The following is a 1,370-nucleotide window of genomic DNA, read 5'->3' on the forward strand; positions in this document are numbered from 1 at the left end:
TGGAAACATAGATTAAGTTATTAAGGGCGCACGGTGGATGCCTTGGCACTAGAAGCCGATGAAGGACGTTACTAACGACGATATGCTTTGGGGAGCTGTAAGTAAGCTTTGATCCAGAGATTTCCGAATGGGGAAACCCAGCATGAGTTATGTCATGTTATCGATATGTGAATACATAGCATATCAGAAGGCACACCCGGAGAACTGAAACATCTTAGTACCCGGAGGAAGAGAAAGAAAATTCGATTCCCTTAGTAGCGGCGAGCGAAACGGGAAGAGCCCAAACCAACAAGCTTGCTTGTTGGGGTTGTAGGACACTCTATACGGAGTTACAAAGGACGACATTAGACGAATCATCTGGAAAGATGAATCAAAGAAGGTAATAATCCTGTAGTCGAAAATGTTGTCTCTCTTGAGTGGATCCTGAGTACGACGGAGCACGTGAAATTCCGTCGGAATCTGGGAGGACCATCTCCTAAGGCTAAATACTCTCTAGTGACCGATAGTGAACCAGTACCGTGAGGGAAAGGTGAAAAGCACCCCGGAAGGGGAGTGAAATAGAACCTGAAACCGTGTGCTTACAAGTAGTCAGAGCCCGTTAATGGGTGATGGCGTGCCTTTTGTAGAATGAACCGGCGAGTTACGATTTGATGCAAGGTTAAGCAGTAAATGTGGAGCCGTAGCGAAAGCGAGTCTGAATAGGGCGTTTAGTATTTGGTCGTAGACCCGAAACCAGGTGATCTACCCTTGGTCAGGTTGAAGTTCAGGTAACACTGAATGGAGGACCGAACCGACTTACGTTGAAAAGTGAGCGGATGAACTGAGGGTAGCGGAGAAATTCCAATCGAACCTGGAGATAGCTGGTTCTCTCCGAAATAGCTTTAGGGCTAGCCTCAAGTGATGATTATTGGAGGTAGAGCACTGTTTGGACGAGGGGCCCCTCTCGGGTTACCGAATTCAGACAAACTCCGAATGCCAATTAATTTAACTTGGGAGTCAGAACATGGGTGATAAGGTCCGTGTTCGAAAGGGAAACAGCCCAGACCACCAGCTAAGGTCCCAAAATATATGTTAAGTGGAAAAGGATGTGGCGTTGCCCAGACAACTAGGATGTTGGCTTAGAAGCAGCCATCATTTAAAGAGTGCGTAATAGCTCACTAGTCGAGTGACACTGCGCCGAAAATGTACCGGGGCTAAACATATTACCGAAGCTGTGGATTGTCCTTTGGACAATGGTAGGAGAGCGTTCTAAGGGCGTTGAAGCATGATCGTAAGGACATGTGGAGCGCTTAGAAGTGAGAATGCCGGTGTGAGTAGCGAAAGACGGGTGAGAATCCCGTCCACCGATTGACTAAGGTTTCCAGAGGAAG

General features: G+C 47.4%; 1 rRNA gene. It reads left to right on the forward strand.

Annotation, left to right across the window (positions count from 1 at the left end):
* Positions 1-10: 10 nt before the first annotated feature.
* Positions 11-1,370, forward strand: a 23S ribosomal RNA gene (locus tag IDG64_RS14300); the annotation flags it as partial.

The organism is Staphylococcus sp. EG-SA-15, from assembly GCF_017151895.1.
Taxonomy (GTDB): domain Bacteria; phylum Bacillota; class Bacilli; order Staphylococcales; family Staphylococcaceae; genus Staphylococcus; species Staphylococcus aureus.